Genomic DNA, 24,157 nt, shown 5'->3' with positions numbered 1-24,157 from the left:
AATACTAATTGATATGGCGATCACATTTGATCATTAGTAAGATAAAATATCTGCAATTTGAAAAGAAACGTTGAGCTTGTTATCATTTCGGATGTACATTTAGGAACCTACGGCTGTAAGGCCAAAGAACTTCTACGGTATCTAAATTCTATCCAACCGAAAACGTTAGTTTTAAATGGTGATATCATTGATATTTGGCAGTTTAAAAAATCTTACTTCCCTAAGCCGCATTTGAAAGTGATCAAAAAGATCATTTCATTGGCTACAAAAAACACAGATGTCTATTATATTACCGGTAATCACGATGAAATGTTCAGGAAGTTTACCGATTTCGAATTGGGCAAACTAAAAGTTGTCAACAAACTCTGCTTAAATTTAAACGAGAAAAAAACCTGGATCTTTCACGGAGATGTTTTCGACGCTTCGGTTCAGCACTCAAAATGGATTGCCAAGCTGGGCGGAAAAGGGTATGATCTCTTAATCGTCATTAATAATATTGTGAATTGGTTTTTAGAAAAAATGGGTAAAGAAAAATATTCATTTTCAAAAAAAATCAAAAACAATGTAAAAAAAGCGGTAAAGTATATTGGCGATTTTGAACTGACAGCTTCCGAGCTTGCTATTGATAATGGTTATGACTATGTAATTTGCGGACATATTCATCAACCTCAAATGCGGGTAGTTTCCAATAAAAAAGGATCGTGTACCTATCTTAATTCAGGCGACTGGATAGAAAATTTATCTGCTCTGGAATTTAATCAAAACGAATGGAAAATCTTTCATTATGAAGATCATAAACATTTGCTGAAAGACGATGAATCGGAAGAAATTCAGGATATTAACAGTTCGGATCTTTTGAAAATCGTAACTCAATTCACTTAAAATGGAGATCTTATATGCATTTCAGGGAACAGGAAACGGTCATGTTGCTCGTGCTCAGGAAATTATTCCTATTCTCAAAAAATATGCTTCCGTAGATACTTTGATCAGCGGGCATCAATCACAGTTGAAAGCGGATTTTCCCATTAATTTTCAGCATCAAGGTATTTCTCTTCTTTATAATAAAAAGGGCGGAATTTCTTATAAAAAAATCCTTTTTGAAAATAATTTTCTCGAAGCTTTTAAAACAATTAAGCAAATCGATTTAAGCAAATACGATTTAATCATCAATGATTATGAACCTTTGACAGGCTGGGCTTGCAAAACTAAAAATTTAAATATGATTGAGCTGAGTCATCAGGCTTCAATGAGTTTTAAAGAAACGCCAAAACCAGATAAAAAAGATTTTTTCGGAGAATTAATTTTGAAATATTACGTCCCGAGCGAAAGAAAAATTGGTTTTCATTTTGAAAATTATCATCCGCAAATCAAGAAGCCCGTTATCAGAAGAAAAATCAGAAATCTGAATCCTGATAAAAAGGGATTTTATGTAGTTTATCTTCCAAGTTTTTCTGATGAAAATATAATAAAGGTTTTAAGTGAAATTCCTGTAGAATGGAAAGTTTTTTCCAAGCACAGCAAGCTTCAGAGAAAAGAAAAAAATGTTGAGGTTTTTCCGATTGATGAAATTCAATACCTGAAATATTTCGAAAACTGTGACGGTATCTTATGCAATGCAGGTTTTGAAACTCCCGCAGAAGCACTTTTTATGGATAAAAAACTATTTGTAATCCCCATTCATAATCAATATGAGCAAGAATGCAACGCTTGTGCCTTAGACAAAATGGGGATTCCCAATTCTAAAGTTTTGGAAGTTGAGGAAATTAAAAATTGGGTAGCTTCAGATCTTCATTTCCAGGTAGATTATCCGGATGATATTGAAAGTATATTGCTGAATGACGTATTAAATGTTCATTAATATTAAAATTATGTTATAAATTTTTCAAAGGTTGATTGGTGAATTTGTTATATTTACTTTAAGTAAAATAAATTTAACACCAAAAAATCATTAAATGAAAAAATCTGAAATGAAAGGGTTTAAAACCCTGTCTAAAAACGAATTAAAAAACTGGTATGCCGGAGAAAAAGGTTCTCAGTGTGTTATCTCATGTTGCGACCCGAAATTACCGCCATGCGGATTTGTAAATTGCAACGGAATTCAATGCCCGGGAGGACCAATTCAACCCAAATAGCTTGCAGTTGAAAGTTAAAAGACCGTTTTTTGACGGTCTTTTTTATTACAAAGCGAATTTAATTTTGTAAAAAAATATCTTCCACATCATTCATTCTTCTCATTACAGCTCTTGCGTAGGAACAATGAGGATAGACCTTCCAGTTATTTTCTCTGGAAAATTTGATGGCTTCTTCTACAAGAAATTTCCCCATTCCGCGGCCTTCAAATTCGGGATGTACCAATACGAATGAAATAATTAGTTTTTTGTCTTCAGGAAAAATGGTGTAAGTAAGTCTTCCCACTTCTTTTATCTCGTTGTTGAGTGTAATGACGCCGCCATTCCCGGATTTATTGTTTTCGAATCTCATAGCTTATATTTTAACTAAAATTAAAAATACAAAAACTGCACCGATTGAGTTTGTTTAGTGAAATGTGAATGGTGAGATGTAAATTCTTTTTATGTGTTAATTTTAGAACCTGTTTGAAATTTATTTAATCTTTTTTTAAAAACTATCTCTTAATTCTCTAAACTAAATAAACTTTGTTTATTCTTATCTTTAACATTAAGAATTTTAGATCGTTAAGCTGAATATGATTAAGGCAACAATGAATTGTTTTTTATTAAGTTTTTTAAGCTAAAAGGTCTTAATTTCTTAATGTTAAAAATATATTCAAATTTAAACAGGTTCTTGTAAATCTAATTTAATTTTAACAGGAATTTTTTTTAAAAATCAGAATTGTTTAAAAGAAAATATCAAATATTCCGTTTAATTCTTAAATTTGGCTAATGCGAAAAAATCTTTATCTCATCATTTTATTATTTTCTCTTGTGAGTTGCTATACTTATCAGGTTAAAAAAACTGTGGATATTGCACCCGAAAACAATCAGGCAGCTAAAAATAGTAAGGCTCCTGTAAATGCTTCTCCCGAGGAAATGGCAAAAGCAAAAGCCAAATCTCAAAGTAAAGGCCAAAATATACAACAACCATCTGCGCCAATGACTATTCAGGAGAAACTTGCTGCCAATAAAAATGTGAAAATTGATGTTGAAGGAAGATCATATAAAGTAATAGTTGATCGTTGGGAAGGTGATAGTCTGGTTGCTCATCCGGTTCATAGTCGTGAGAAAGTTCTGAAATTCCATAAGAACCAGATCGATGCCGAAAAAATTGCGGAAAAGCGTTTTTCTCAACCTATTGCAGATATTATTACGGTTGCTGTTTATGCAGGGATTGGTTTCGGAATTTGGTCACTTTTGCAATGATATATTAAGTAAATTGTGAATTGTGAATTGTCAATTTGTTCCACTTGTCAATTTTTTCCAGGATAAATTAGATAAATTAATCACTTATGCTGCAAAAATTCACCATTCACTTGCAAAGCAAAATTCACCATTGACTTCTCAACTTTCTTTCCCAGTGTAATAATTATAGTCTTTAATCACGATTCCAATAAACTGTCTTTCGGTCATTTTTGTGGGATCTACTTCAAGTTTCAGAATGCTTTTTATTTTGTCTGAAAGTTTTGTGATGACTTGTCGGTCGTCAATTCTCAAAGCTTTTAGATAATTGTCTTTGATAATTCTCATGTCATTGTCGCTTAAACCAATTACCTGCGGAAAAGTAGGAACATAATCATGATTAATGTTTTCAAGAATAGTATGAGAAATGTTGATGTTGTTTTTAAGTGAAATCACAGCTGTTCCTGCAGCAATATCTCCCAATCGCTGGTTGTTTTTAGAAACGATCATCGAAATTAAACCAACAATTCCGGCAAAAGTGGTATCAATCAACCTGAAAACCCAACGGATAAGATAATCACCAAAACTTGCCTGATAACCGTCGATTTTTACCACCCGTATTTTCATTACTTTTTTTCCTGGAGTCTGCCCTTCCATTAAGCTTTCCAACACAAGCGGATAGAGAGCAACAGGTAATGTGAGAGCAATATAAATGGCGCTTTGCGACCAGGGATCTAAGCCGTTTAAAATATATCCTAAATTGAAAATATTAAAAAATAAATAGAACGTTGCCACGAGATAAGCTGCTTTTATAAGAGTATCGATAATGTAAGCTACCATTCGTTCTCCGATACTTGCCGTGATAAAATTAATATTTACATTTTGAGAGGTATTTATCGCAATTTGAGACATAATTTTTATTATTTTAGCCTTACAATTATGAGAGAAGTTTATTTCATTAAACAAAATAAAGAAAAATGGTTGGGAATTGAGCAGGTTGTTCAAGGGAAAATTAAAAAAAATCCTGATGACCTGTCTTCGTTGTACATCAACCTCGTCAACGATCTTTCTTTTGCACAGACGTATTATCCCAAAAGTAATACAACGGTTTATCTTAATCATCTGTCGTCTCAGATTTTCCAGAAAATTTACAAAACCAAAAGAGTTGAAGAAAACCGCATTGTTTATTTCTTTAAAACTGAAGTCCCTTTGATTGTTTATGAAAACAGGAGATATTTAATTTATTCGTTTTTGTTCTTTATATTTTTTATGCTGATTGGCGTTCTTTCGGCAATTTACGATAAAGATTTTGCGAATCTTATCTTAAGCGAAAGCTATGTAAACATGACTCTCGAAAACATCAAAGAAGGAAATGCGGTAGGTGTTTATCAGGACGGATCAACGTGGGGAAGCACCATCGGAATTACGTTCAACAACATCATTGTCGGCGCAAAATTATACATCTACGGAATTTTGGGCGGACTCGGAACTTTGTATCTTCTGATGTATAACTCGGTGATGTTGGGAACTTTTCAATATTTCTTCTACGAACACGGAGCTTTGGGAGACAGCGCAAGAGGAATCTGGCTTCATGGCACATTTGAAATTTTCAGTATGGTCGTTGAAGGAATGTGCGGATTGATCCTCGGAACATCGATCCTTTTTCCCAGAACACTTTCAAGGTTTAATTCTTTTAAAAACGGATTCAAAAATTCATTCAAAATATTTTTAAGCACAATTCCTTTTACCATTTGTGCCGGAATTATTGAAGGTTACGTAACGAGACATGCCTTAAACATGCCTTTGTCGCTTAATCTTTTCATCATTTTTGGCTGTTTGGGAATTATTGGGTTTTATTATTTTGTTTATCCTCATATTGTTAACCGAAGATTAAAAAATCAGATCAATAATGCAGTTTTATAAAAAAAGAGATTTCGGAGCATTTATCAGCGACAGTTTTACCTTTTTCAAATTATACGGTAAAAACTATTTCAAAAATTATATTCTGCTGAACGGGCTTTTGCTTATTCTGATGGTTGCGGTATTTATTTTCGGGTACAGAGAATTGTTTATGCAAATTTTTGGCTCCAATATGAGTGGTGAAAGCTATTATTTCGAATCTTATTTTGAAGACAATATCGGAATGTTTGTGATCGTGGGAGTGCTTACTTTCTTGCTTTTTTTAATAATGATGATTGTCAATTATCTTTTCCCTGTTTTTTATCTTAAAAGATTGGCAGAAGGTGAGGTGAAAATAAAAACCGATGATATTCTTGGTGATTTTAAAAAAAATGCCGGCAAAATAGGAAAGCTTTGTTTGGGAATGATTTTTATTGTAACGCCGTTATCATTTATTTTAATAGGAATTTCTTATGCGTTGATATTGATCATTATCGGTTTCTTTCTTATGTTGCTGATTTATCCCGTATTATTTAATGTGACTACATTTTTAATGTATGATTACTTCAACAGCAAAAGAGGTTTTTTCGAAAGTTTAAGCTATTCTATACGATCGCAGTTTTCTTATACCAATGGAAGAGAAAGATCACCGTTTTGGAAATATTGGGGTTCTACTGTTGTTATTGCAATTATTTTGTATGTAATTACCACTATTTTTACTGCAATACCGATGTTTTTTTTCATATTAAAAATTACAACGACCGCACCTGATGCAAATTTTGAGCAAAATCCTTTCGCAGGAAGCTTCGGAGTCATGATGTTTGTAATATATGGTATTTCTTTGTTGGTCTCATTCTTTTTATCGAATATGCTGTATGTAAATTCCGGATTGATGTACTACGACAGCCGAAGAGATTTTCACCAGAAAGTAGAGTTGGAAGAAATTGAAACAATCGGCATCAATGAATAAATTTCTGTTTTTTTTATTGATTTTTCTGAATCTTGGGGTTTTAAAATCTCAGGAATATAATGATGAAATTTATACTGAAGTCTACACAGATTCTCTATCGACCAATCATTACAGAAATATGTATGTTGYAGATTCTGTTTTAAAAGCCAATCCTCAGACTGAAAACACTGTTTTTCCAAAGAAATTTAAAGAAAACCTGCCTTCAAGATACAAAGGAAGCGAGTTTGATTATACAACTTCCAAACCCAGAGAATCATTTTTTGAAAAACTTCAACGGAAAATTGCCAAACTGTTGCAGAGCATTTTTGGTGAAACAAGTTTAGAGACTTCTTCGCAGATTACGACTGTTGTGATTAGGCTTTTTGCCATCATATTAGTCGGTTTTTTACTTTATTTTATCATTAAATATTTGATAGGAACCAACGGAAGTTTGTTTTTCGGTAAAAAGAATAAAAAAATAGAGATTAATGAAGAAGAACTTCACGAAAACATCCACGAGATCAATTTCCCTCAAAGTATTGCCAGATTTGAAAACGACGGAGATTACCGTTCTGCAGTTCGTTACCAGTTTTTATATATTCTAAAAAAACTAAGCGATAAAAAGCTCATCCTTTGGAATCCGGAAAAAACAAATAAAGATTATGTTGCCGAATTAAAAGCTGCCCATCATAAAAATGAATTTTACAAGCTTTCCTATATCTTCGATTATGTTTGGTATGGCGAGTTTGGTATTGATGAGCAAAGCTATGGCAAATTTAAAAATCAGTTTCACAGTTTTAAACCTTAATTAAACTTCTTTTAAAATGAATAAAACGTTCAAAATATATGCTGTTATTTTCATCATTATCATGGTGATTTTGGCATTGCTTGAAGTTAATAAAAAGGAAGTTACCGACTGGCGGAAAAATTTTGATGTCAATAAGAAGTCACCTTTCGGGCTTTTTGTGTTTAATAAAGAGGCAAAAGATTTATTTAAAAATAACCTCACCAAAATAGACGTTGCTCCTTACGATTATTACCCACAAAACAGCAAGAAACCACACAATATTCTCATTGTAGAAAGTGAAATGGATCCCGAATCCTGGAATAAAATTTTAGATGAGGTTTCCAAAGGTTCTGATGCAATGATTATTGCCAACAGACTCCCGAAAAATATTTCAGACACAATTGGTTTTTACGGCTCAAAAATTTCCTATGAAGATCAAAATGCTCTGAAACTGACCGATAAAAAATACCAGAATGATTTTATTAAGCTGGATAAATTTCCATCAGGAAGAGGCTTTTCTTACATCAAACCCAATGTTCAGATTTTAGGAAAAACAGTTGAGGAAAATAATGAAGACCAAGCAAATTTTATCAAAGCACCATTCGGAAAAGGAAATGTTTATGTGCATTGCGAACCGCTTTTTTTAACAAATTATTATCTTTTACAATCAGGAAATGTAAAATATGCGCAAAGTGTCTTTTCATATCTGAGCGATAGGGAAACGTTGTGGTTTGTAGAAAGCAATACCAAAGAATCGGGCTCTTTATTGCGCTTCATACTTTCCAACCCGGCTTTGAAATATGCTTGGTGGGTATTTTTGGGTGGGCTGGTTTTATTTATATTCTTTAATGTAAAAAGAAAACAGCGAATCGTTCCGATCATCGAACCTCTGAAAAATACTTCTGCTGAATTTGTAAAAAGTATAGGAAATCTCTACATGCAGGAAGGTGATTTCCACGATATGATGGCAAAAAAAGCTCAATATTTTTTAAATAAAGTAAGGCTTGACCTTCTTATTGATACCCAAAATCTGGATGAAGAATTTGCCAAAAAACTTCAGCTTAAAACCGGAAAATCTGCTGAAATGGTAAACGAAGCAATCATCCTGATCAAAAAAGCACAGGATCCTTATGCAAGTGTAATGAAAGAAGATTTGGCAAGAATGAATAGTCTCCTGGATGAGATTTTAAAATAATTAGAACAGTTGAGGAAGGCTCCGTAGGAGTCTGACCTATGTAAAAATTAATACCACAAAATGTGAGCTCCGTAGGAGCGAAACTATTCAAATAAAAACAAAAGAAATGGAAAATAACGAAGAACAGAATTTAGAAAATCAAAATTCTATCAATTTAAATAAAGAACAAAAAACTCAGGACGAATTTCGGTCAAGAATTGATATGATTGAGCTTCGTGAAAGTTTAAATAAAGTAAAAACGGAAATTGCAAAAGTAATTGTCGGTCAGGAAAATATGGTCGAACATCTTTTGGCTGCTCTACTTTCCAACGGTCACGTTTTGATTGAAGGAGTTCCGGGCGTTGCAAAAACAATTACGGCAAAATTACTGGCAAAAACGATAGATGTAGATTTCAGCAGAATACAGTTTACACCAGATTTAATGCCTTCAGATATTTTAGGAACATCGGTTTTCAGCATGAAAAATTCTGAATTTGAGTTTAAAAAAGGACCCATTTTTTCAAGCTTTATTTTGATTGATGAGATCAACCGTTCTCCGGCAAAAACCCAGGCTGCCTTGTTTGAAGTAATGGAGGAAAAGCAGATTACCATTGACGGAACACGTTACGAAATGGATGAACCTTTTCTGGTAATTGCCACTCAAAACCCGATCGAGCATGAAGGAACTTACAGACTTCCCGAAGCCCAGCTTGATAGATTTTTATTCAAAATCAATGTAGGTTATCCTAATCTTGAGCAGGAAGTTGCAATTATTAAAAATCAACACGATAACAGGCTGGAAGATAAAACTGAAGCAGTCAACAAAGTAATCACGGCACAACAATTAAATAATTATCAGAAATTAGTAAAAGAAATTATTGTTGAATCTCAACTGATTGAATATATTGCTAAAATCATCATCAATACAAGAGAAAATCAATTTTTGTATTTAGGAGCTTCGCCAAGAGCAAGTTTAGCATTATTAACCGCTTCAAAAGCTTTTGCGGCATTACGGGGAAGAGATTTTGTAACTCCGGAAGACATTAAAGAAGCAAGTTATGCCGTTTTAAGGCACAGAGTCATTGTTTCACCTGAAAGAGAAATGGAAGGTTTGACAGCTGATGAAATTATTCGTCAGATTTTGGAAGGAATAGAAATTCCGAGGTAGGTTTAAAATTCAGCCTTTGCTGAGTGAAACGCCTTTGCGAACGATAAATATTCTCAATTAGATTAAAAAATCTTTGCGTCTCTTTGCGTTAAATAAAAATCAATTATACAAAGATTTAGAACCTGAAAATGAAAAACCTTTACATCAATACCCGCTTTTTTTTCGCACTCATCGGTGTGGGAATGCTTTATGTTTTGGCATTTTTCTTTCCGTTTTTTATGATTTTGGGACATGGGGTTTTATTACTGACTTTTCTTACAGCGTTTGTGGATTATTTGCTTGTTTTCAGGCAGAAAGATGCTGTTTTAGCGCAAAGAATTTTACCTGAAAAATTATCGAATGGCGACGAAAATGCAGTGAAAGTTGATATTAAAAACAATTACATTTTTAAAATCAATATAAAAGTAATTGATGAAATTCCTTTCCAGTTTCAGAAAAGAGATTTCTTAATTAAAAAGCAGATCCAGCCAGGAAAAAATACACTATTTCAGTATTTTTTAGAACCTAAAGAGCGGGGCGAATATAATTTTGGAGCTCTAAATATTTATGCTTCATCGCCGGTTGGTTTCGTTTCCAAAAGATTTATATTTCAGAAAGATACTTCTCTAGCTTCTTATCCGTCATTTATTCATTTAAGAAAATACGAGTTGATGGCGCTTCAGAACGAATTTCTTTTAGGCGGAATCAAGAAAATCAGAAAACTGGGACATACGATGGAATTTGAGCAGATCAAAGAATATGTTCCGGGAGATGATGTAAGAACGATCAACTGGAAAGCGACTTCAAAAACAAATCGTTTGATGGTAAACCAGTTTCAGGACGAAAAATCGCAGCGTATTTTTATGCTGATCGATAAAGGAAGAACGATGAAAATGCCATTCAATGGCTTAAGTCTTCTCGATTATTCGATCAATGCGACAATGGCGCTTTCTCATATTATTCTGAAAAAAGGCGACCGCGCCGGAATGATGACTTTCTCAAAAAAAGCTGAAAATAAAATTGCTGCCGATAATAAATCCGGACAATTAAGAAAAATTTCAGAGGCTTTATACAATATTAAAACAGATTTTTTTGAAAGTGATTTCAACAGGTTGTATCAGGATGTAAAATTCTCGCTGAATCAGAGAAGTCTGGTTTTACTTTTTACTAATTTTGAAACGCTTGATGGATTAAACAGGCAGATGAAATATTTGCGGGGAATCGCCAAGAACCATTTGCTGGTCGTAGTTTTCTTTAAAAATAATGAAATTCAAAAACTCATCCATACCAATCCTGAAAGTATGCAGGGAATTTATGACGAAATTATCGCCGAAAAATTTGAATTTGAAAAAAAACTCATCATCCAGGAACTGAGAAAGTACGGTATTTATTCTGTCTACACTTTAACGGAAAACCTGAATGTAGATGTGATTAATAAATATCTTGAGATCAAAGCAAGAGGAATTTTATAACTTTGCAATAAGCAATAAGCAATAAGCAACAATGAAAATAACACTTAACCGAATAAACGACGATTTTTTATTTGAATGTACCAATGCTCAGGGAAATTCAATTTTGTTAGACAATACATCTCAACCGGGCGCAAAAGGTGTTTCGCCGATGGAAAGTGTTTTGATGGCAGTTGCAGGCTGCAGCGGAATCGACGTTGTCAATATTCTTAAAAAACAAAGACAGGAAATTACGGGTTTTAAAGCTGAAGTGGAAGGTGAAAGAATCCCTGTTGACGATGCAAAACCATTTAAATCAATTACTGTAAAGTTTTTATTGGAAGGAAACATGGATCCTAAGAAAGCATTAAAAGCATCAGAATTATCATTCGAAAAATACTGTTCCGTATCAAAAACCTTAGAACCAAACGTAGAAATCGCTTACGAAGTTTTTGTAAACGGAGAAAAGGTTGAGCAATAGAGTGAATCCTGAGTCGGAGAGTTTGAGGGTTTTTTGAGTATTTGAGAATTCACTCAAACTCAAAAACTCTATCACTCTCAAACTCTGTTACACTCAAACCAATTACGCCAGTCTCGGCTTCATCAGTTTGGCAACAGTTGCAGTCCACCCTGTTTGATGGGAAGCTCCTACACCGCGACCGTTATCACCGTGAAAATATTCAAAAAATGTAATGTAATCTTTGAAATTCGGGTCATAATTCAATTTATAATTTCCGCCGTTAAAAGCACGCTGTCCGCTTTCGTCTTTTAAGAAAATCGAGCACAGCCTTCCGCTGATATTCTGGGCAACTTCATCCAGGTTTTTCTTTTCTCCGCTTCCGGTCGGGAATTCCACCTTTAAGCTGTTTCCATAGTAAAAATGAAAACGCTGCAGACTTTCAACAATTAAAAAATTGATAGGAAACCAAATCGGGCCTCGCCAATTGCTGTTTCCGCCAAACATTCGGCTGTCACTTTCTGCGGGAGTATAATAAACTACATTTTTGTTTCCATGAACCGTAAACACAAACGGATTTTCTTCATAAACTTTAGACATCGCACGGATTCCGTAAGAACTCAGAAATTCTTTTTCGTCCAGCATTCTGTTTAAAACTTTTGTAAGCCTCGTTTTTCTAAGGATACTCATTAAGTGTTTTCTGCCGCTTCCTTCTTCTTCCCAATGCGAAACGAGCGAGGTAAGCTCAGGTTTGTTTTTCAAAACCCAATCCATTCTTTCCCGAAAATTCGGCATCTTGTCGAGTAAATGATGATCGATAATTTCAACTGCAAACATCGGGATCAAACCTACAATACTTCTCAGACGTAATGAAACACTTTCTCCGTTTCCGAGCTGTAAAACATCGTAGAAAAAACCGTCTTCTTCGTTCCAGAGTCCTTTCGTTCCTTCGCCCAGATTCTCCATTGCTTCGGCAATATATAGATAATGCTCAAAAAATTTGATCGCCATATCTTCGTACACCTGATAATATTGGGCGAGTTCCATCGCCATTCGCATCATATTCAGCGCATACATTGCCATCCAGCTCGTTCCATCGGCTTGTTCGAGATGTTCGCCGTCTTTCAGCTCCATGTTTCGGTCAAAAGCACCGATGTTATCAAGACCTAAAAACCCTCCGCCAAAAATATTTTTTCCGTTTTTATCTTTTCGGTTAACCCACCAGGTAAAATTCAGGAGCAATTTCTGGAAAACTTTTTCTAAAAATAAAAGATCGGGTTTGCCGTTTGTTTTTTCGTCAATTTTAAAAACCCTGAAGCAAGACCATGCATGAACAGGCGGATTGACATCACTCAGATTCCATTCATAAGCAGGCATTTGTCCGTTCGGATGCATATACCATTCTTTGGTAAGCAAAAGCAACTGATTTTTAGCAAAATCTGCATCAATAATCGCAAAAGGTACACAGTGAAACGCCAAATCCCAAGTCGCATACCAAGGATATTCCCATTTATCAGGCATCGAAATGACATCTTTATTGTGAAGATGTTCCCATTCGGTATTTCGTACGTAATGATTAAAATCTCTTGGCGCTTCGTGATTAGGATCGCCTTTCAGCCATTTTCCGACATTGTAATGATAGAATTGTTTGTTCCAAAGAAGGCCTGCGAAAGCCTGTCGCTGCACATTTTTTTCATCATCATTAAAAATATCCTGCTGAATTTCGTCATAAAATTCATTCGCTTCATTAATTCTTGCATTAAAAATATCATTAAACTGATAAAAAGCATCATCCATATCATAAGGCGACAACCTGAAATCAAAAACTTCAGACTGACCTGCTTCAATGATTTCATCAATTATAAATGCAGCCTTTGTTCCTCTTTTCTCAGGATTTATAGTATCTGTCTGATGAATTATATAATCGTTGATGCCGTCTTTATAGTAAGCATTATCTACAGATGGTGTACCATGAAGTTTAGGATGATTGGTTTCATTATCACAAAAAACCTGTTCTGCATTTTTATTTTTTGAATAAAACTTTTTGATAGGAAGGCTGTCGTGAAGAACATTGATGCAGCCTTCTTTTCCTGCTTCAACTTGACCTTTATATTCGTTGTAGCCCCATTTCCAGTTATTTCTAAACCATGTTGTAGGCAAAATAACAATCGGTGCGGCTTTATCGCTTCTGTTGCAAACGGTGACTCTTACCAAAATATCGTTTGCATCAGATTTACAGTATTCTATGAAGATGTCAAAATATTCATCCTTATCAAAAATTCCGGTATCGAAAAGTTCGTATTCCGGCTCTTTTTTGGTGCGTTTTGCGTTTTCTGCTACAATATCGTCATAAGGAAATTCGTTAATCGGATATTTGTACACCATTTTCATGTAGCTGTGAGTAGGCGTATTATCAAGATAATAAAAAATTTCTTTGATGTCTTCCCCGTGATTTCCCTGCGGATTGCTCAAGCCGAAAAAGCGCTCTTTTATTCTTTTATCTTTTTTATTCCAAAACGAAAGGGCAAAACAGAAAAGCTGTTTGGTGTCTGAAATTCCGGCAATTCCTTCTTCTCCCCATCTGTAAGTGTGGCTTTCTGCAATATCGTGATTGGCAAAATGCCATGCATTTCCGTTTGCGCTGTAATCTTCACGTACATTTCCCCATTGTCTGTTACTTACATAAGGTCCCCAGTTTTTCCAGTCTTTATTTTGTAATCTTTGCTTCTCGATATTCATTTTCAGCCGTTTTCATTGCTAAGTTAATTTTTTTGATATATAATTCCAATTTTTTTAATCTGAATAATTCTTAACAATCTTCTAAAAACCCTTCTATGATTATGTTTTTTTATGTTTGTTAAATTTTTTTAATTTTTAAAAGAAAAAGTTTTATCTTTGCACCATTCGTTCATTTACATATTGAAAATGTTATCAAGAAAGGTTGAGGGATTAGACCCTGTGAAACCTTAGCAACCCTTTGCGCAAGCAGAGAAGGTGCTACGTTCTACCAAATACTTTATTTTTGGACAGATAACTTACTGAAGTTCTTTTCAACCATTCTCATGGCATTTTCAAGTTTATTTTTTTAAATAATTATAAAATTGAAAACAGAACTGCAAAATATTAACTTTTTATACAAAACCGATTCTCAAAGAGAATACCATATCCCGTTAAGCTACCAGCTTTTTGGGAAAGAGCTGTTTTCTGCACCAATTATTTTGGTAAATCATGCCTTAACCGGAAATTCAAACGTTGCCGGAGAAAAAGGCTGGTGGAAGCAATTGATTGGTGAAAATCAGGTGATTGATACAAACAAATATACTGTTCTGTGTTTCAATATTCCCGGAAACGGATATGACGGCTTTTTTATTGACGAATATTCAGATTTCACTGCTTCAGATATTGCAAATATATTTCTGAAAGGTCTTGAGATATTAAATATTAAAAACTTATACACCCTGATCGGAGGATCTTTGGGAGGAGGAATTGGTTGGGAAATGCTTTCAAAAAATCCGGATTTAGCCGAAATTTTCATTCCGATTGCCTGTGATTCTAAAACCCATGATTGGTTGCACGCACAATGTCTTGTTCAGAAATTTTTATTAAATGAAATTGATGAGCCGCTTCAAAAAGCAAGAATTCATGCCATGTTGTGCTACAGAACGCCTCAGTCTCTAAACGATAGATTTCAATATAAATTTAACCACGAAAAACAACAGCTGGAATCTGAAAACTGGCTGAATTATCATGGAAAATCTCTTGCCGAAAGATTTAGTTTAAAATCTTATCAGCTGATGAATCATTTACTGATGAATATTAATGTAAAAGAAAATATGTTAGAGAAAATTCAGGCACGAATGCACATGATCTCTGTAGATACAGATTTGTTTTTTCCTGCCTCAGAAATCAAAAATGGTTTTGAAAAGCTAAAAGAGAAAAGAAATGATGTTTTCTATCACGAGATCAAATCAGTTCATGGGCACGACGCCTTTTTAATGGAATACAGTCAATTAAATAATATCATAAATAATATTTTGTAAGGAGTTTTAAATGAATTCCACATACAAAGAAAATTAAAAGGTTACAGATGAAAAGTAATGCAAACGAAATAAAATTTTTTAAGAACAGATCAATCATCAAATTTGAAGGTCCGGATTTTTTAGGTGAAATAGGAATTGATGGAAGAGTTTTCAAGGCACTTACATTTGCCCGCATCAGTGTGGGAATAATTTCTCAGCAGGCAGTAGAAAACGGATTGTCAATTCTTGTACACGAAGATGATTCTGAAAAAGCGGTAAACTGTCTGATTGAAGAGTTTGCTTCAGAAAGAAAATCAGGAAAAGTTACTCAGATTTATAGCATCAACAATGTTTCTGTTATCGGTTTTGTGGCAGAAGATCTAAATAAAATACTTTCAGAATTGGCAAGAAACAACGTTTTTCCGTTGTTATTAAACCAAAACTCAAGTGAAAAACGTATCAATATTGTTGTGACATCTTCTCAGGATGAGAAAACTAAAAATATCATTGAGTCTGAAATTTTCAAAAAACCAAAAACAGTTCACTTGGCAATTATCGGTCACGGAAATGTTGGCAAAACTTTAATAGAACAGGTTTTACATTCTTCAGAAGAAATTAAAAGAAGAAAAAATATACACCTAAAAGTGGTTGCTGTAGCAAATTCCAGAAAAATTGCTTTCAACAAAAAAGGATTTGGCAACCAATGGAGCAACGAAGTTTTTGCTTCTGAGAAAACTTCCAATGTTGAAGAACTCATTAATTTTTCTAAAGAAAATCAGCTAGAAAACCTTATTGTAGTTGATAATACGGCAAGTACAGACTTTGTTAAAAATTATCATGCTTTAGCAGAAAACGGTTTTGATTTGGTTTCTTCAAATAAAATTTTCAATACACTTCCGATTGAAGAATATCGTAAACTAAGATATACGTTGAACAAAAAAAATAAGCGTTATCTTTATGAAACCAATGTTGGTGCAGGTTTACCTTTGATTGATACCATAAAGCTTTTACATCTTTCCGGTGAAAATATTACAAGAATCAAAGGTGTTTTTTCAGGAACACTGAGTTATGTGTTCAATAATTTTTCTTTGAGAAATGATAAATTTTCAACCATCGTAAACGAAGCTTTGGAAAAAGGTTTCACAGAACCAGATCCAAGAGAAGATTTGTCAGGAAACGATGTAGCGAGAAAATTATTGATTTTGGCAAGAGAATTAGATTTAATTAATGAATTTAAGGACATCAATATTCAAAACCTGGTTCCTGAAGCTTTACTTTCTATATCAAAACAGGAATTTCTTTCGAGGTTGGAAGAATTAGATGAAGAATACAATAAAATTAAGAAAAACCAAGAGCCCGGTCACGTGCTAAGATATGTAGGAGATCTTCATGGAGATTTGCAAAAAGAAAAAGGTGAATTAGATGTGAAATTGATTTCAGTTCCTGCAACTTCCGCTTTAGGACAATTAAAAGGTTCTGATTCTATTTTTGAAATCTATACCGAAAGTTATGGCGAAAACCCAATCGTCATCATGGGAGCCGGAGCCGGAGCAAAAGTAACAGCGAGAGGCGTTTTCGGAGATATTTTAAGATTAAGTGAAACAAAATAAAAAAGTAGCATGATGGAAGATGGAAGATTGAAGTCTTTCATCACCGAAAAGTCCCGAAGGGACGATTTAAATCAGGATAGGATGAAATCCTATCAAAATTAAAAAATCAAATTATAACAATATAGTAACGAGTCAATTTTAAAATTTGAAAAAATCATAATTAAATTGACGCATTGCTAAAAAGATAAACAAGTTTATGAGCGATAATAATCAACCAAAAACTAACAACGAGCAACTGTCAACAAACTTTGAGACTCTTGCCATAAGAACCCAGACTGAAAGATCTCAGTTTGACGAGCATTCTACGCCTTTATATCTTACTTCAAGCTTCGTTTTTGAAGATGCGGAGGATATGAGAGCGAGCTTTGCCGAAGAAAAATCAAAAAATTTATACAGTAGATTTTCAAATCCAAATGTAACAGAGTTTACCGATAAGATTGCAAAAATGGAAGGTGCAGAAGCAGGCTATGCTTTTGCTACGGGAATGGCTGCAATTTATTCAACATTTGCAACTTTGTTGAATGCAGGAGATCATATTGTAAGCTGTCAGTCGGTTTTCGGTTCTACGCACACGTTGTTTACCAAATATTTCCCGAAGTGGAATATCGAGACCACTTATTTCAAAGCAGAAGATTCTGAAAATGTAGAAAAATACATTCAGCCCAATACAAAAATTTTATATCTGGAAACGCCGACCAATCCTGCGATTGAGGTTTTAGATTTAGAATTTTTCGGGAAGATTGCTAAAAAACACAATCTTATTTTCATTGTAGATAACTGTTTTGCAACGCCTTATTTACAGCAGCCGATAAAATACGGAGCCGATATTGTAGTACATTCAGCTACAAAATTAATTGACGGACAAGGCCGTGTTTTGGGTGGAGTTGCAGTAGGTAGAGAAGATTTGATTCGTGAGATCTATCTTTTCGCAAGAAATACGGGTCCTGCAATGTCACCTTTCAACGCCTGGGTTTTGTCAAAAAGTTTAGAAACATTAGCGATTCGTGTTGAAAAACACTGCGAAAACGCTTTAAAAGTCGCGCAGTTTTTAGAAAATCATCCCAATGTAGAATTAACGAAATATCCATTCCTGCCATCTCACCCAAGCTATGAAATTGCTAGAAAGCAGATGAAACTGGGCGGAAATATCGTAGCCTTCGAAATCAAAGGCGGCATCGAAGGCGGAAGGAATTTTTTAGATAAAATCAAGACGTGTTCGCTTTCTGCCAATCTTGGTGATACCAGAACAATTGTTACGCATCCCGCTTCCACAACGCACTCCAAGTTATCAGACGAGGAGAGAAATGAGGTTGGGATTACGGCTGGTTTGGTTCGTTGTTCGGTAGGTTTAGAAAATGTGGAAGACATCATTGCAGATTTAAAGCAGGCATTAGATTAAAATTATTTGGGCAGCTTTATCCGCCTGAATTTATCCTGAGCTTGTAGAAGGACCTCGTTCAAGTCGGGCTGCAAAGATTCGGCGCAAAACAAGCCTTGTCAAGGTTCAAAACCTTGACAAGGCTTAGGAATAAAAAGTTTGAAATAAATAAAAAGTCCTGAGAGGACGATTTAAATCAGAATAGGATAAAATCCTATTAAAATGAAAAGAACAATTTCAAAAAAAGTAAAATGAAAAATTCAGAACAACTATACAAAGCCTTATCCAAAAGAATTTTAATTCTGGATGGAGCGATGGGAACCATGCTTCAGCGATATAAATTCGAAGAAGAAGATTACCGTGGCGAGCGTTTTAAAGATTGGGAACATCCCGTAAAAGGAAATAACGACCTTCTTTCTCTCACGCAGCCCGAAGCAATAGAAGAAGTTCACAGAAAATACCTCGAATCTGGAGCCGATATTTTGGAAACCAATACATTTTCCGGCACTACGATTGCGATGGCAGATTATCACATGGAAGATCTGGTGTACGAACTGAATTACGAATCTGCAAAAATTGCCAGAAAAGTTTGTGATGAATTTACAGCTCAAAATCCGAATAAGCCAAGATTTGTAGCCGGTTCAATCGGTCCTACCAACAGAACGGCAAGTTTAAGTCCGGATGTAAACGATCCCGGATTTCGTGCAATTACTTTTGAAGAATTGAGATTGGCTTACAAACAACAGTCTGAAGCTTTATTAGATGGCGGCTCAGATATTCTTTTGGTAGAAACGATTTTCGATACACTAAATGCAAAAGCAGCTTTATTTGCAATTGACGAAATTCAGGAAGAAAGAGGTATCCAAATCCCGATTATGGTTTCCGGAACTATTACCGATGCTTCAGGAAGAACCTTGAGCGGACAAACCGCAGAAGCTTTTTTGATCTCCGTTTCTCACCTGAATTTACTGAGCGTAGGTTTCAATTGCGCTTTGGGAGCAAATCAGTTAACACCATATTTAGAAACATTGGCGCACAATTCAGATTTTTTTGTTTCGGCATATCCGAATGCGGGTTTACCAAATGCTTTTGGGCAGTACGACGAATCTCCCGAATTTATGGCAGAGCAAATCAGAGAATATGTAGAAAAAGGATTGATCAATATCATCGGCGGATGTTGTGGTACAACGCCGGAACACATCAAAGCAATCGCTGATTTGGTAGATAAATACGAACCTAGAAAAGCGAAAAATTTTGTATGATTTTTGATTGTTGAAATTTAGAATAAGTATACCAATACTTTTTTTAAAATATATAACAAAAATCCCATGGAAAAACCAATCTATCTCAAAGATCAAGACGATGCCAAACTGTTTAATGAATTAAGAAAAAGAGTGAATCAGCGTGTAGCACAACTTCCACAAAACAGAGATGTTTATATTCAGATCAAAGCGATTATTTTGCCTTTGGTCTATTTTGGTTTGTATGTGTTTGCGTTGGTCAATGCCGAAAAAAATTGGGTTTATATTTCCAGTTTTGTTTTGATGGGGATTTCATTGGTTTTAATTTATCTTAATCTAATTCACGAAGCGGCTCACAATAATATTTTTAAAAACAAAAAACTGAACAGCATTGTTTTGCAGATTTTTGATTTTGTGGGAGCCAACTCATACATCTGGAAAAAAAGACACATCGCTGCTCATCATGCTTACCCAAATGTTGACGGTTGGGATACCGACATCGAACAGAGCGGACTTTTATTAATTGTTCCGTGGATCAAAGCAAAAGGAGTTCAGAAATACCAGCATTTCTTTTTCTTTCTTGTTTATCCATTGTATTTGTTTAACTGGATGTTTATCAGAGATTTTAGAGACTTTTTCGATAACGACAGAGTGATCTTGAAAACTCAGGGAAAAATTCCGGTTTCAGAAAAAATTAAAATGATCAGTTTCAAGCTGTTTTATTTTTTCTATCAGATTGCAGTTCCTGTTTTATTTTTTAAAGTTTCTCTGGGATTAGCTTTGGGAGCTTGGTTTTTACAGGTGATTGCAGCAAGTATTTTTGCACTTTTTGTTTTGTTGCCCTTACATCCGCTTCCGGATAATGCTTTTCCGAAATTAGATGAAAAAAACGGACTTCCGTTCAGCTGGCTTCGTCATCAATTGGAAGTAACGAATGATTTAAAAGAAAATAACTGGTTTGTTAGAAATATGTTAGGGAATTTCAATTTTCACGTTGCCCATCATCTTTTTCCGAATTACAGTTATATGTATTATAACGAAATCACCGAGGAAATTGAGCAGTTTGCCAGAGAAAACAACTTGGGCTACAAACGATTTCCAATTTTTACTGCTTTAGGCAAACATGTTGATTTGCTGAAGCAAAATGCGAATAACGCTTATTTTATTTTAGAAGAATAATTAAATGAAATATTTAAGATTATCAGGGCTTGAACCTCTGATTATTACTCCGGAATCAAATTTCATCAACGTTGGTGAAAGAACAAATGTTGCCGGGTCTAAAAAGTTTTTAAGATTAATAAAAGAAGAGAAATTCTCTGAAGCCTTAGATATCGCAAGAGATCAGGTTGATGGCGGAGCTCAGATTCTGGATGTCAATTTTGATGACGGTTTGATAGATGGAAAAGCTTCCATGATCAAATTCCTGAACTTGATCGGTTCTGAACCGGATATTTCCAAAATTCCAATCATGGTCGATTCTTCCAAATGGGAAATTTTGGAAGCGGGTCTTCAGGTTGTACAAGGAAAATGTGTAGTAAATTCCATTAGTTTAAAAGAAGGAAAAGAAGAGTTTGTAAAACACGCCAAAGCAATCAAAAGATATGGAGCTGCCGTTATTGTGATGGCTTTTGATGAGGTTGGTCAAGCGGATAATTACGAAAGAAGACTCGAAATTACCAAAAGATCTTATGATATTTTGGTTGATGAGATTGGATTTCCTGCTGAAGACATTATTTTCGATTTAAATATATTCCCCGTTGCGACAGGGATGGAAGAACATCGACGAAACGCAATCGATTTCATCGAAGCAACACGTTGGGTTCGCCAAAATCTTCCTTATGCTTCGGTAAGTGGAGGAGTTTCGAATGTTTCCTTCTCTTTTAGAGGAAATGATACGGTACGTGAAGCGATGCACTCTGTTTTTCTTTATCATGCTATTCAGGCCGGAATGAATATAGGAATTGTAAACCCGGCAATGCTTGAGGTTTATGATGAAATCAATAAAGAACTTTTAGAACTCGTTGAAGATGTAATTCTTGATAAAAGAGATGATGCAACGGAACGTCTTTTAGATTATTCTGAACGAAATAAATCGGTTAAAAAAGAAAAAGTTGAGGAGTTAGAATGGCGTACTCACCCTTTACAGGAGAGAATTACGCATTCTTTGGTTAAAGGAATCGACCGCTTTATTGAAGAAGACGTAGAAGAAGCGAGATTGTTATCTGAAAGACCGCTTCATGTAATTGAAGTTAATTTGATGACCGGAATGGGTGTTGTAGGAGATCTTTTCGGAAGCGGAAAAATGTTTCTTCCCCAAGTTGTAAAATCTGCCCGTGTCATGAAAAAAGCAGTAGCTTATTTGCAGCCTTTCATTGAGGCTGAAAAAGATCAGACTCAGAAAGCAAACGGAAAAATTTTAATGGCAACCGTAAAAGGAGACGTTCACGATATCGGTAAAAATATTGTGAGTGTTGTTTTGGGATGTAACAATTACGAAATTGTCGATTTGGGAGTAATGGTTCCTGCCGAAAAAATTATTCAGGCAGCGATTGATCATCAGGTTGATGTTATTGGTTTAAGCGGATTGATTACTCCAAGTTTGGATGAAATGGTTTACATCGCTTCAGAATTGGAAAGACAAAATCTTAATTTTCCTTTATTAATTGGTGGTGCAACAACTTCTAAAGCGCATACCGCAGTTAAGATTGATTTAAAATATAAAAATGCTGTCGTTCATGTGAATGATGCTTCAAGAGCTGTAAATGTTGTAAGTTCATTACTTGGAGATCGAAATAAAGAATATGTTGATGATCTGAAAAATGATTACTCAGATTTCAGAGAAAAATTTTTAAACAGACAGGTTGATAAAAATTATGTTTCTCTTGAAGACGCCCGAAAAGATAAGTTTAAAATTGATTGGGAAAACGAAGAAATATTTACCCCTAATCAACTGGGAATTCAGGTTTTTGAAAATCAGGATTTAAAAGAACTGATTCCGTTTATTGATTGGTCACCATTTTTCAGAAGTTGGGATTTACACGGAAAATATCCGAATATTCTTGAAGATGAGGTTGTAGGTGAGCAAGCCAAAGAACTATTTGCAGACGGACAGAAAATTCTAAAGAAAATTGTTGATGAGAAGTTATTAACAGCAAAAGCAATCTTCGGAATTTTTAAAGCTAATTCAAACGAAACTGATGATATTTTGATTTATGATGAAAATAATCAGGAACAAGTAAAGTTTTTAACCTTAAGACAACAAGTTCAAAAGTCAAAAGGAAAAGATTATCTGGCTTTAAGTGATTTTATTGCCCCAAAAAGTACCGGGAAAACCGATTACATGGGAGCTTTTTGTGTAACAACAGGTTTTGGAACTGATGAATTGTCTGATCAATACGAAAAAGATAATGATGATTACAATGCAATTATGGTAAAAGCAATTGCGGACCGTTTTGCAGAAGCGTATGCTGAATTTTTGCATAAAAAAGTCCGTACCGAATATTGGGGATATGCCAATCAGGAAAATTTAAGCAACGAAGATTTAATTGCTGAAAAATATAAAGGAATTCGTCCTGCGCCTGGTTATCCTGCATGTCCTGATCATTTGGAAAAACATGCGATTTGGGATCTTTTAAAAGTGAAAGAAAATATTGGAGTTTACCTTACAGAAAGTTTGGCCATGTTTCCTACGGCAGCGGTTTCCGGGTATTATTTCGGAAGTCCTCATGCAAAATATTTTGGATTAGGAAAAATAACAGAAGAGCAGGTGAAAGAATATTCAGAAAGAAAAGGAATTTCTTTGAGAGAGGCTAAAAAATGGCTTTCTCCAAATTTAGCTGACGGAATTTAAAATTCTACAATTTATTTCAAAAAATTAAAACTTACTATTATTAAATGAAAATCACAGACCATATAAAAAACGCTAATGGAAAAACTTTATTTTCCCTCGAAGTAGTTCCGCCGCAAAAAGGAATCGGGATTGAAGATTTATATAAAAATATCGATCCTTTAATGGAGTTTAAACCACCGTTTATCGATGTTACAACTTCCCGTGAAGAATATATTTATATAGATAAAGGAAATGGTTTAATGGAACGTAGAATTACAAGAATGCGTCCAGGAACTTTGGGAATTTGTTCAGCCATTCAGCATAAGTATGGAGTTGATACTGTTCCTCATTTGCTCTGTGGTGGTTTCACCAAAGAAGAAACAGAATATCTTTTGGTCGATTGTATGTACCTAGGAATCGATAACATTATGGCTCTTCGTGGTGACGCGATGAAAGGGCATCAGTATTTTGAACCAACTTTAGGAGGTCATGCAAGTGCAATGGATTTGGTTGATCAAATCAATAATTTAGGACGTGGAAAATATCTTCATGATGATGATCAAATTTGTGACGAACATAATAAGTTTTGTATCGGAGTTGCAGGTTATCCRGAAAAGCACATGGAAGCTCCTTCAATGAATTATGATTTGAAATGGCTGAAACAAAAAGTAGATGCGGGAGCAGATTATATCGTCACCCAAATGTTTTTTGATAATAAAAAGTATATCGAATTTGTGAAAAAAGCCCGTGAAATGGGGATTACAGTTCCAATAATTCCCGGAATAAAACCGATTGCTACAAAAAAACATTTGAAACTCTTGCCACAAGTTTTCAAAATCGATTTACCGGAAGATTTGATCAATGCT

21 protein-coding genes and 1 riboswitch are annotated in these 24,157 nt (G+C 34.6%); of the genes, 18 read left to right on the top strand and 3 right to left on the bottom strand.

The annotated features are described in order from the left end of the window. The first annotated feature begins 57 nt into the window (after window positions 1–57). From AB4Y90_RS02110 to AB4Y90_RS02100, 3 genes are all read left to right on the top strand, one after another. A complete protein-coding gene (locus AB4Y90_RS02110) occupies window positions 58–882 on the top strand; it encodes a UDP-2,3-diacylglucosamine diphosphatase (RefSeq protein ID WP_441555621.1) in 825 nt (274 codons plus the stop codon). A gap of 1 nt (window position 883) precedes the next feature. Beyond that, the gene (locus tag AB4Y90_RS02105) at window positions 884–1,858 is read left to right on the top strand and encodes a glycosyltransferase family protein (RefSeq protein ID WP_441555620.1); all 975 of its coding nucleotides are present in this window, start codon (window positions 884–886) and stop codon (window positions 1,856–1,858) included. A 94-nt stretch (window positions 1,859–1,952) separates the two neighbouring features. Further along, complete coding sequence (locus tag AB4Y90_RS02100; RefSeq protein ID WP_441555619.1) at window positions 1,953–2,132, top strand: hypothetical protein; 180 nt, start codon at window positions 1,953–1,955, stop codon at window positions 2,130–2,132. Window positions 2,133–2,190: 58 nt separating this feature from the next. On the opposite strand, the gene AB4Y90_RS02095 is transcribed toward AB4Y90_RS02100, so the two are convergent. Next, window positions 2,191–2,481 carry a GNAT family N-acetyltransferase gene (locus AB4Y90_RS02095; RefSeq protein ID WP_441555618.1) on the bottom strand — a complete coding sequence of 97 codons (291 nt, stop codon included), beginning with the start codon at window positions 2,479–2,481 and terminating at the stop codon, window positions 2,191–2,193. A gap of 419 nt (window positions 2,482–2,900) precedes the next feature. Between AB4Y90_RS02095 and AB4Y90_RS02090 the strand changes: the two genes are divergently transcribed. Beyond that, window positions 2,901–3,377, top strand: coding sequence for a hypothetical protein (locus tag AB4Y90_RS02090; RefSeq protein ID WP_441555617.1), 477 nt, complete (start codon window positions 2,901–2,903; stop codon window positions 3,375–3,377). A 138-nt stretch (window positions 3,378–3,515) separates the two neighbouring features. Here AB4Y90_RS02090 and AB4Y90_RS02085 read toward each other — a convergent pair whose 3' ends face one another. Continuing rightward, window positions 3,516–4,265: an RDD family protein gene (locus tag AB4Y90_RS02085; protein WP_441555616.1), complete on the bottom strand. Its 750-nt coding sequence runs from the start codon at window positions 4,263–4,265 to the stop codon at window positions 3,516–3,518. Window positions 4,266–4,292: 27 nt separating this feature from the next. On the opposite strand from AB4Y90_RS02085, the gene AB4Y90_RS02080 reads away from it, so the two are divergent. The 7 genes from AB4Y90_RS02080 (at window position 4,293) to AB4Y90_RS02050 (ending at window position 11,238) form a co-directional block, all read left to right on the top strand. Continuing rightward, on the top strand, window positions 4,293–5,276 hold the full coding sequence (locus AB4Y90_RS02080; protein WP_441555615.1) for a stage II sporulation protein M: 984 nt from the start codon (window positions 4,293–4,295) through the stop codon (window positions 5,274–5,276). Next, window positions 5,263–6,222 (top strand): DUF4013 domain-containing protein, encoded by a 960-nt coding sequence (locus tag AB4Y90_RS02075; RefSeq protein ID WP_441555614.1) that lies wholly within the window; start codon window positions 5,263–5,265, stop codon window positions 6,220–6,222. The genes AB4Y90_RS02080 and AB4Y90_RS02075 overlap by 14 nt, the downstream gene beginning before the upstream one ends. Next, window positions 6,215–7,009: a DUF4129 domain-containing protein gene (locus AB4Y90_RS02070; protein WP_441555613.1), complete on the top strand. Its 795-nt coding sequence runs from the start codon at window positions 6,215–6,217 to the stop codon at window positions 7,007–7,009. The genes AB4Y90_RS02075 and AB4Y90_RS02070 overlap by 8 nt, the downstream gene beginning before the upstream one ends. 16 nt (window positions 7,010–7,025) lie before the next feature. After that, window positions 7,026–8,183 (top strand): DUF4350 domain-containing protein, encoded by a 1,158-nt coding sequence (locus tag AB4Y90_RS02065; protein ID WP_441555611.1) that lies wholly within the window; start codon window positions 7,026–7,028, stop codon window positions 8,181–8,183. 106 nt (window positions 8,184–8,289) lie between these two features. Beyond that, window positions 8,290–9,330, top strand: a complete 1,041-nt coding sequence (locus AB4Y90_RS02060; RefSeq protein WP_441555609.1) for an AAA family ATPase — start codon at window positions 8,290–8,292, stop codon at window positions 9,328–9,330. A 128-nt stretch (window positions 9,331–9,458) separates the two neighbouring features. Next, window positions 9,459–10,781, top strand: coding sequence for a DUF58 domain-containing protein (locus tag AB4Y90_RS02055; protein ID WP_441555607.1), 1,323 nt, complete (start codon window positions 9,459–9,461; stop codon window positions 10,779–10,781). 31 nt (window positions 10,782–10,812) lie between these two features. Beyond that, window positions 10,813–11,238 carry an OsmC family protein gene (locus tag AB4Y90_RS02050; RefSeq protein ID WP_441555605.1) on the top strand — a complete coding sequence of 142 codons (426 nt, stop codon included), beginning with the start codon at window positions 10,813–10,815 and terminating at the stop codon, window positions 11,236–11,238. A 102-nt stretch (window positions 11,239–11,340) separates the two neighbouring features. Here the strand turns inward: AB4Y90_RS02050 and AB4Y90_RS02045 are convergent, their stop codons facing one another. Further along, the gene (locus AB4Y90_RS02045; protein WP_441555604.1) at window positions 11,341–13,953 is read right to left on the bottom strand and encodes an MGH1-like glycoside hydrolase domain-containing protein; all 2,613 of its coding nucleotides are present in this window, start codon (window positions 13,951–13,953) and stop codon (window positions 11,341–11,343) included. Between the two features lie 186 nt (window positions 13,954–14,139). Further along, window positions 14,140–14,251: riboswitch (SAM riboswitch) on the top strand. Between the two features lie 64 nt (window positions 14,252–14,315). Here AB4Y90_RS02045 and AB4Y90_RS02040 point away from each other — a divergent pair. The 7 genes from AB4Y90_RS02040 to AB4Y90_RS02010 form a co-directional block, all read left to right on the top strand. Next, window positions 14,316–15,254, top strand: coding sequence for an alpha/beta fold hydrolase (locus AB4Y90_RS02040; protein WP_441555603.1), 939 nt, complete (start codon window positions 14,316–14,318; stop codon window positions 15,252–15,254). A gap of 47 nt (window positions 15,255–15,301) precedes the next feature. After that, the gene (locus AB4Y90_RS02035; RefSeq protein WP_441555602.1) at window positions 15,302–16,843 is read left to right on the top strand and encodes an ACT domain-containing protein; all 1,542 of its coding nucleotides are present in this window, start codon (window positions 15,302–15,304) and stop codon (window positions 16,841–16,843) included. 196 nt (window positions 16,844–17,039) lie between these two features. Next, complete coding sequence (locus AB4Y90_RS02030) at window positions 17,040–18,242, top strand: O-succinylhomoserine sulfhydrylase (RefSeq protein WP_441555600.1); 1,203 nt, start codon at window positions 17,040–17,042, stop codon at window positions 18,240–18,242. Window positions 18,243–18,472: 230 nt separating this feature from the next. Next, window positions 18,473–19,483, top strand: a complete 1,011-nt coding sequence (locus AB4Y90_RS02025; protein ID WP_441555598.1) for a homocysteine S-methyltransferase family protein — start codon at window positions 18,473–18,475, stop codon at window positions 19,481–19,483. Between the two features lie 66 nt (window positions 19,484–19,549). Beyond that, a complete protein-coding gene (locus AB4Y90_RS02020) occupies window positions 19,550–20,641 on the top strand; it encodes a fatty acid desaturase family protein (RefSeq protein WP_441555596.1) in 1,092 nt (363 codons plus the stop codon). A gap of 4 nt (window positions 20,642–20,645) precedes the next feature. Beyond that, window positions 20,646–23,312: a methionine synthase gene (metH, locus tag AB4Y90_RS02015; RefSeq protein WP_441555595.1), complete on the top strand. Its 2,667-nt coding sequence runs from the start codon at window positions 20,646–20,648 to the stop codon at window positions 23,310–23,312. A gap of 44 nt (window positions 23,313–23,356) precedes the next feature. After that, window positions 23,357–24,157, top strand: an 801-nt coding sequence (locus AB4Y90_RS02010) for a methylenetetrahydrofolate reductase (RefSeq protein ID WP_441555593.1), incomplete at its 3' end; no start/stop codon positions are given.

The organism is Chryseobacterium sp. 2TAF14 (assembly GCF_052115105.1).
GTDB lineage: Bacteria > Bacteroidota > Bacteroidia > Flavobacteriales > Weeksellaceae > Chryseobacterium.
The sequence above is the reverse complement of the archived record's forward strand: the minus strand, read 5'-3'. Positions and strand labels throughout refer to the sequence as shown.

Bases quoted from the DNA above. Each gene is read 5' to 3' on its own strand.
- AB4Y90_RS02105 (WP_441555620.1), top strand. From the start codon at position 884: ATGGAGATCTTATATGCATTTCAGGGAACAGGAAACGGTCATGTTGCT.
- AB4Y90_RS02100 (WP_441555619.1), top strand. From the start codon at position 1,953: ATGAAAAAATCTGAAATGAAAGGGTTTAAAACCCTGTCTAAAAACGAA.
- AB4Y90_RS02095 (WP_441555618.1), bottom strand. From the start codon at position 2,481: ATGAGATTCGAAAACAATAAATCCGGGAATGGCGGCGTCATTACACTC.
- AB4Y90_RS02090 (WP_441555617.1), top strand. From the start codon at position 2,901: ATGCGAAAAAATCTTTATCTCATCATTTTATTATTTTCTCTTGTGAGT.
- AB4Y90_RS02085 (WP_441555616.1), bottom strand. From the start codon at position 4,265: ATGTCTCAAATTGCGATAAATACCTCTCAAAATGTAAATATTAATTTT.
- AB4Y90_RS02080 (WP_441555615.1), top strand. From the start codon at position 4,293: ATGAGAGAAGTTTATTTCATTAAACAAAATAAAGAAAAATGGTTGGGA.
- AB4Y90_RS02075 (WP_441555614.1), top strand. From the start codon at position 5,263: ATGCAGTTTTATAAAAAAAGAGATTTCGGAGCATTTATCAGCGACAGT.
- AB4Y90_RS02065 (WP_441555611.1), top strand. From the start codon at position 7,026: ATGAATAAAACGTTCAAAATATATGCTGTTATTTTCATCATTATCATG.
- AB4Y90_RS02060 (WP_441555609.1), top strand. From the start codon at position 8,290: ATGGAAAATAACGAAGAACAGAATTTAGAAAATCAAAATTCTATCAAT.
- AB4Y90_RS02055 (WP_441555607.1), top strand. From the start codon at position 9,459: ATGAAAAACCTTTACATCAATACCCGCTTTTTTTTCGCACTCATCGGT.
- AB4Y90_RS02050 (WP_441555605.1), top strand. From the start codon at position 10,813: ATGAAAATAACACTTAACCGAATAAACGACGATTTTTTATTTGAATGT.
- AB4Y90_RS02045 (WP_441555604.1), bottom strand. From the start codon at position 13,953: ATGAATATCGAGAAGCAAAGATTACAAAATAAAGACTGGAAAAACTGG.
- AB4Y90_RS02035 (WP_441555602.1), top strand. From the start codon at position 15,302: ATGAAAAGTAATGCAAACGAAATAAAATTTTTTAAGAACAGATCAATC.
- AB4Y90_RS02030 (WP_441555600.1), top strand. From the start codon at position 17,040: ATGAGCGATAATAATCAACCAAAAACTAACAACGAGCAACTGTCAACA.
- AB4Y90_RS02025 (WP_441555598.1), top strand. From the start codon at position 18,473: ATGAAAAATTCAGAACAACTATACAAAGCCTTATCCAAAAGAATTTTA.
- AB4Y90_RS02020 (WP_441555596.1), top strand. From the start codon at position 19,550: ATGGAAAAACCAATCTATCTCAAAGATCAAGACGATGCCAAACTGTTT.
- metH (WP_441555595.1), top strand. From the start codon at position 20,646: ATGAAATATTTAAGATTATCAGGGCTTGAACCTCTGATTATTACTCCG.